A 6,274-nucleotide genomic window follows, 5' to 3' on the forward strand; every position below is an offset into this window, starting at 1 on the left:
ACTGCCCGCCTCTGACCGATCGCGCCCTGTCCCGGGCCGCTTCGCGGATCTACCATGAACCCGTGGATCCATGGGTGTGGTGGCTGATCGCCGCCGTAGGGCTGGGTATTCCTCTTGTCGTGACCGCGATGCCCGAATTCGGGATGCTCGCGGTCGGTGCCGTCGCCGGTGCCGTCACCGCGGGAGTCGGTGGCGGCACCGTCCTCCAATTCCTCGTGTTCGCCGCGGTATCGGTCGCGCTGATCGCCGTCGTACGCCCCATCGCCAACCGCCACCGCGGCCAGGGACCGCACCTGGCATCGGGCGTCGACGCACTCAAGGGCAGAAGCGCCACGGTCCTCGAACGGATCGACGCCGACGGCGGCGGCCGCATCAAGCTCGCCGGCGAGGTCTGGTCCGCGCGCGCCCTCGACAGCGGCCAGATCTACGAGCCCGGCCAGCAGGTCGACGTCGTCGAGATCGAAGGCGCCACCGCCGTTGTCATCTGACCTGAACACGCTGCGCGACGAGCCACGACTCTGAAAGACTGATCAACCTGTAAGCCGGTCGACAACGTCCGGCACGGACCAGCTACGAAGGGCACGGGAGCCGCTGTGGAACCGATCATCATCGTCCTGATCATCCTGGTGGTGCTCGTGTTCATCGCACTCATCAAAACGATCCAGGTCATTCCGCAGGCCAGCGCAGCCATCGTCGAACGCTTCGGCCGCTACACCCGCACGCTCAACGCCGGCCTGAACATCGTCGTCCCGTTCATCGACTCCATCCGCAACCGCATCGACCTCCGCGAACAGGTCGTGCCGTTCCCGCCGCAGCCGGTGATCACCCAGGACAACCTCGTCGTCAACATCGACACGGTCATCTATTACCAGGTCACCGACGCCCGCGCCGCGACGTACGAAGTCGCCAGCTACATCCAGGCGATCGAGCAGCTCACCGTCACCACGCTGCGAAACATCATCGGCGGCATGGACCTGGAGCGCACCCTGACCTCCCGCGAGGAGATCAACGCGGCGCTGCGCGGCGTCCTCGACGAGGCCACCGGCAAGTGGGGCATCCGCGTCAACCGCGTCGAGCTCAAGGCCATCGAGCCGCCGACCTCCATCCAGGACTCGATGGAGAAGCAGATGCGTGCCGACCGCGACAAGCGCGCCGCGATCCTCCAGGCCGAGGGTGTCCGGCAGTCCCAGATCCTCACCGCCGAAGGTGAGAAGCAGTCCTCGATCCTGCGCGCCGAAGGTGAGGCCAAGGCCGCGGCCCTGCGCGCCGAGGGCGAGGCCCAGGCGATCCGGGTGGTCTTCGAGTCCATCCACGCCGGCGACCCGGACCAGAAGCTGCTCTCGTACCAGTACCTCCAGATGCTCCCGAAGATCGCCGAAGGCGACGCCAACAAGCTCTGGATCGTGCCCAGCGAGATCGGCGACGCCCTCAAGGGCCTGGGCGGCGCCATCGGCAACTTCAACCCCGCGGGCGGCGGCAGCATCCCCAAGCCCAGCACGCCGAACCGGGAAACTCCCCCGATCGACTGACGCCCGTACACCCCTCGTGCATGATCAGTGGTGGCCCCTCGACCTTCATGGCGGGGAGGCACACCCTGACCATGTGAGGAGATGGCCTTGTCCATCTGGGAAGCAGTCGCAGTCTTCGCCACCGGCATCGGAGCCGGCACCATCAACACCATCGTCGGTTCGGGAACGCTGATCACTTTCCCCGTGCTGCTGGCCATCGGCCTGCCACCCGTCACGGCCAACGTGTCCAACACCCTCGGCCTGGTGCCCGGTTCGATCAGCGGCGCCATCGGCTACCGCCGCGAGCTCAACGGCCAGCGCGGCCGCGCCCTGCGCTTCGGCGCGGTCGCCCTCGTCGGCGGCCTGACCGGCGCGATCCTGCTGCTCGCACTGCCCTCCAGCGCCTTCGACACGATCGTCCCCGTGCTGATCGCCATCGCCCTGGTGCTGGTCATCGCACAGCCCCGGCTGTCCGCCGCGCTCCGCGCCCGCCGCGCCCGCAACGGCACCACCGCACACCGCGACGGCGGTATCGCCCTGCTCACCGGCCTGCTGCTGGCCAGCGTCTACGGCGGCTACTTCGGCGCCGCCCAGGGCATCATCTACCTCTCCCTGATGGGCATGCTGCTCAACGAGGACCTTCAGCGCCTCAACGCCCTCAAGAACGTCCTCGCCGCGCTCGTCAATGGCGTTGCCGCGATCTTCTTCCTCTTCGTCGCCGACTTCGACTGGAGCGCCGTGCTCCTCATCGCCGTCGGCTCCGCCCTCGGCGGCCAGCTCGGCGCGAAGGTGGGCCGGCGTCTGCCGCCCACCGCCCTGCGCGCCGTCATCGTCGCCGTCGGCCTGGCGGCGATCGTCCAACTCGCCCTCAAATAGCGCGAGTTGGACGATCCGCCGGGCAGGCGTTTCAGGCCGGGAGCACCGCCAGCCAGTCCGGCAGCTGTTCCCGGACGGACACCCCGAGCGCCGAGACCATCGCATCCGCGGGCGTCGGCTCGAACGGCCGCCGCAGCAGCTTCATCCCCGCCTGCTCCGGCGTACGGTCCGCTTTACGGTGATTGTCCTCGGCGCAGGAGGCGACCGTATTCAGCCAGGTGTCCCCACCACCGTGCGACCGCGGTACGACATGGTCCACGGTCGTCGCCCGCCGGTCGCAGTACGCGCACCGGTGCTGGTCCCGCACCAGCACACCCCGCCGCGACCAAGCGGCCTGTCTTCGGAACGGCACCCGGACGTATCTGCTGAGCCTGATCACCCGGGGCACTGGCACATCCACCGAAGCGGCACGGATACGCAGCCCCGGGTGCGCGTGCTCGACCACGGCCTTGTCCTGCATCACCAGCACCACCGCACGCCGCAGCGACACCGTCGACAGCGGCTCGAAGCTCGCGTTCAGAACCAGCGTCTCGCGCATCCCGACCACCTCCCGGACCCCGATCGCCCCCATGGCGAAGTGGCTCCACTGTGCAGTGGCAGGTATTCCCCGGACAACGCAATTTCCGTATGCCGCAAGGGAAATGGAAAATGATCGCAAGGCGAAGAACGGGTGATGCGCGCGCCGCGCGTACCGGAATTCCATAGCGGCCGGCGCACAAGAAATGGGTCGCTCCGGATCCCGCCCCCGTGAAACACGCGGGACCCGGAGCGAACGGCAGCCGGCGAGGACGCCCGACACAAGTGCGGACTCCGGCAAACGGGGGGCGACACACCTGCGCCCCGCCGCTCCCGCCACTGCGGTACCAGCTGCCCGACGGCTCTAGCAGGCCGTCAGCCGAGTACCACTCTGCGTGCGAGGAGCGCCGGGGCGCAACGGAATTACTGGCGCTCAGCCCTCGGCCGGCACCTCGTACTCGGCGATCAACTGAGCCCGCCCGAGCGTGTGGAAGCGCAGATTAAAACCCACCACCGCGGGCGAAACATCGGCATCCGGACCGAGCTTTTCCTGGTCCACCGCATACACGGTGAACACATAACGGTGCGGACCATCCCCGGGCGGCGGCGCCGCGCCACCGAAATCCCGAGTCCCGTAGTCATTACGGACATGAACGGCACCATCGGGCAGCCCCTTCATGTCACCGGACCCGGCGCCGGACGGCAGCTCCGTCACCGACGCCGGGATGTCGAACAGCGACCAGTGCCAGAAACCGCTGCCGGTCGGCGCATCCGGGTCGAAGCAGGTGACGGCGTAGCTCTTCGTCCCCGCGGGAGCACCCTCCCACCGCAGGTGCGGCGAACGGTTCCCCTCGGCGTGCACCTGCTCGGAACGCAGCGTCCCACCCGGCTCCACCTCGTCGCTCACCACCGTGAACTCCGGTACCGGCGGATGGAAATCGTGCGGGAGCGGCCGCCGCTTCAGCTCGGACACTCGACACCTCCTGGTCGCTTGCTGACACCTGCCCGGCCAGGTTAGAGCCAGTTCCGCTTGCCGCCGACCTCCGCCAGCCAGTGGTTGAGGTAACCGGCCCAGTCGGTCCCCTCGAAGTCGTTGAGGTCCACCGTGAACTGCCGGTACGAGTCCGAGCTGCCGAACAGACCCGGCTTCTTGTCCATCTCCAGCACCACGTCCATCGCCTGCCCGTCCGCGACGAACGACAGCTCGACCTGGTTCAGCCCGCGGTACTGCTGCGGCGCGTAGAACTCGATCTCCTGGTAGAACGGCAGCTGCTGCCGCGTGTCCCGAATGTGCCCCTTCTCCAGGTCGGCGGACTTGAACCGGAACCCGAGCCGGCCGAACGCGTCCAGAATCGCCTGCTGCGCCGGCAACGGGTGCACGTTCACCGGGTCCAGATCACCGGAGTCCAGCGCACGGGCGATCGCCAGCTCCGTCGTCACCCCCACGCTCATCCCCTTCAGATGCGTTCCGAGGAACGTCGTGATCGGGGTCTCCCAGGGAATCTCCAGACCAAACGGCACGGTGTGCGCGGCGCCCGCCTGCACCTGGAACGCGCCACCCACCTGCACCTTGGTGAACTCGATGTTCTGCCGGGTCTCCCCGTCGTTGGTCTGCACCTCGACGACCGCCTGCAGCCCGACGGACAGCCCCTGGATGTCCTGCGGCACGGTCCCGCCCTGGATCCGCACCTCACCCTGCACGACACCGCCCGGGACGACGTTCTCCTCGAAGAGCACCGTCTCCACCTTGGCGCCGCCGGCCCCCATGCTCGCCATCAGCTTCTTGAACCCCATGCTCGTCCTCCCCAGGCGGAACGCCTGTGCTGTGTCTACCCCGCCGAGAACTCGGCTTGATTCCTACGAACGCGGAACGGCGCGGGCCGGTTCCACGGCCACACCTTCCCAGACCCGGGCCCCCTCATGGCCAGCCGCCCGCCCCCACCGCTGCACTACCCTCGGGCCGCATGACCGACGTACCGGAACGTATGCCGCTCAACCGCGACTTCTTCGACCGCCCCGTTCACGACGTCGCCCCCGACCTCCTCGGCCGCACGCTCGTCCGCAACACCCCCGACGGCCGCATCGAACTCCGCCTGACCGAGGTCGAGGCATACGACGGTGAAACCGACCCCGGCTCACACGCCTACCGGGGCCGGACGACACGCAACGCCGCCATGTTCGGCCCGCCCGGCCACGCGTACGTCTACTTCATCTACGGCATGTGGTTCAGCGTCAACCTCGTCTGCGGCCCCGAGGGCCGGGCGAGCGCCGTCCTGCTCCGCGCCGGCGAGATCCTCACCGGTACGCAGCTGGCAACCGGCCGCCGCCCCAAGGCCCGCAACAGCAACGAACTGGCCAAGGGCCCGGCCCGCTTGGCGACCGCCCTCGACATCGACCGCACCCTCGACGGCGCCGACCTCTGCACCGCCGACGCGCCCCTCTCCGTACTGCGCGGCCGCCCGGCACCCCCTGACCAGGTACGCAACGGCCCCCGCACCGGAGTCGGCGGCGACGGGGCCGATCACCCCTGGCGCTACTGGATCGCCGGCGACCCCACCGTCAGCCCGTACCGCCGGCACACTCCGCGCCGCCGCGCCACCACGGCAACTTGACTCCGCCATGACGACCGCCTAACGTAGCCCGAGCCGCTGGAGACGGGCAGCGCTATCTGCGCAGACCGCCAGGCGGCGAAACCACCCACTACGTACGCCTCCCCAATCGGGGTCCTTTTTCGCGTTGTCGAAATTCGATCCCAACGGCCCGATTATGAGCCGCCGGGGAGAACCGCTAAAGTAGTGACCACGCCGAAAGGCACCCCCTCCGACGGGAAATCGGAACCGAATTCGAACCACTGCGACTTCGAGCAGGGAACGAAAAAGGATCTGCTAAAGTCGGAACCGCGAAGAAGCCGAAAGGCCGAATCGCACCGGCGAAAATCAGGACCGCGAGGATCTGATAGAGTCGGAAACGCAAAACCGAAGGGAAGCGCCCGGAGGAAGCCCGAGAGGGAATCCAAAGGAAGCGTCCGTTCCTTGAGAACTCAACAGCGTGCCAAAAGTCAACGCCAGATATGTTGATACCCCGTCTCCAGCATCAGCTGGGACGAGGTTCCTTTGAAAGTCCTGCCAAGCAGAGCTTCGGCAGGCACACACAGCGAGGACGCTGTGAATCACCGGATTATTCCTCTGGTGGTTCCGCTCAACGCGAGTGTCACCCGCAGTTTTTAATTAAACGCAGTCGGGTAAAGCATTCACGGAGAGTTTGATCCTGGCTCAGGACGAACGCTGGCGGCGTGCTTAACACATGCAAGTCGAACGATGAACCGGTTTCGGCCGGGGATTAGTGGCGAACGGGTGAGTAACACGTGGGCAATC

At 67.4% G+C, this 6,274-nt stretch carries 7 protein-coding genes and 1 rRNA gene; 5 read left to right on the forward strand and 3 right to left on the reverse strand.

Translation table 11 applies throughout. The annotated features are described in order from the left end of the window. The first annotated feature begins 74 nt into the window (after positions 1-74). The 3 genes from FCH28_RS22335 to FCH28_RS22345 all read left to right on the forward strand — a co-directional run bounded on the left by FCH28_RS22335 (position 75) and on the right by FCH28_RS22345 (position 2,384). The gene (locus FCH28_RS22335; protein ID WP_136741896.1) at positions 75-488 is read left to right on the forward strand and encodes an NfeD family protein; all 414 of its coding nucleotides are present in this window, start codon (positions 75-77) and stop codon (positions 486-488) included. A 105-nt stretch (positions 489-593) separates the two neighbouring features. Next, entirely contained in the window at positions 594-1,529 is a 936-nt protein-coding gene (locus FCH28_RS22340) for an SPFH domain-containing protein (protein ID WP_136741855.1), read from the forward strand. A gap of 87 nt (positions 1,530-1,616) precedes the next feature. Continuing rightward, entirely contained in the window at positions 1,617-2,384 is a 768-nt protein-coding gene (locus tag FCH28_RS22345; protein WP_136741856.1) for a sulfite exporter TauE/SafE family protein, read from the forward strand. A 31-nt stretch (positions 2,385-2,415) separates the two neighbouring features. Here the strand turns inward: FCH28_RS22345 and FCH28_RS22350 are convergent, their stop codons facing one another. The 3 genes from FCH28_RS22350 to FCH28_RS22360 form a co-directional block, all read right to left on the reverse strand. Next, the gene (locus FCH28_RS22350) at positions 2,416-2,922 is read right to left on the reverse strand and encodes an HNH endonuclease (protein ID WP_136741897.1); all 507 of its coding nucleotides are present in this window, start codon (positions 2,920-2,922) and stop codon (positions 2,416-2,418) included. Between the two features lie 411 nt (positions 2,923-3,333). After that, a complete protein-coding gene (locus FCH28_RS22355) occupies positions 3,334-3,873 on the reverse strand; it encodes a YbhB/YbcL family Raf kinase inhibitor-like protein (protein WP_136741857.1) in 540 nt (179 codons plus the stop codon). Between the two features lie 41 nt (positions 3,874-3,914). Beyond that, the gene (locus tag FCH28_RS22360) at positions 3,915-4,694 is read right to left on the reverse strand and encodes a sporulation protein (protein WP_136741858.1); all 780 of its coding nucleotides are present in this window, start codon (positions 4,692-4,694) and stop codon (positions 3,915-3,917) included. Between the two features lie 170 nt (positions 4,695-4,864). Here FCH28_RS22360 and FCH28_RS22365 point away from each other — a divergent pair, with 170 nt between their 5' ends. Then, positions 4,865-5,512 (forward strand): DNA-3-methyladenine glycosylase, encoded by a 648-nt coding sequence (locus tag FCH28_RS22365; protein WP_136741859.1) that lies wholly within the window; start codon positions 4,865-4,867, stop codon positions 5,510-5,512. A gap of 637 nt (positions 5,513-6,149) precedes the next feature. Further along, positions 6,150-6,274, forward strand: a 16S ribosomal RNA gene (locus tag FCH28_RS22375); the annotation flags it as partial.

It is taken from the genome of Streptomyces piniterrae (assembly GCF_005048155.1).
Lineage (GTDB): Bacteria > Actinomycetota > Actinomycetes > Streptomycetales > Streptomycetaceae > Streptomyces > Streptomyces piniterrae.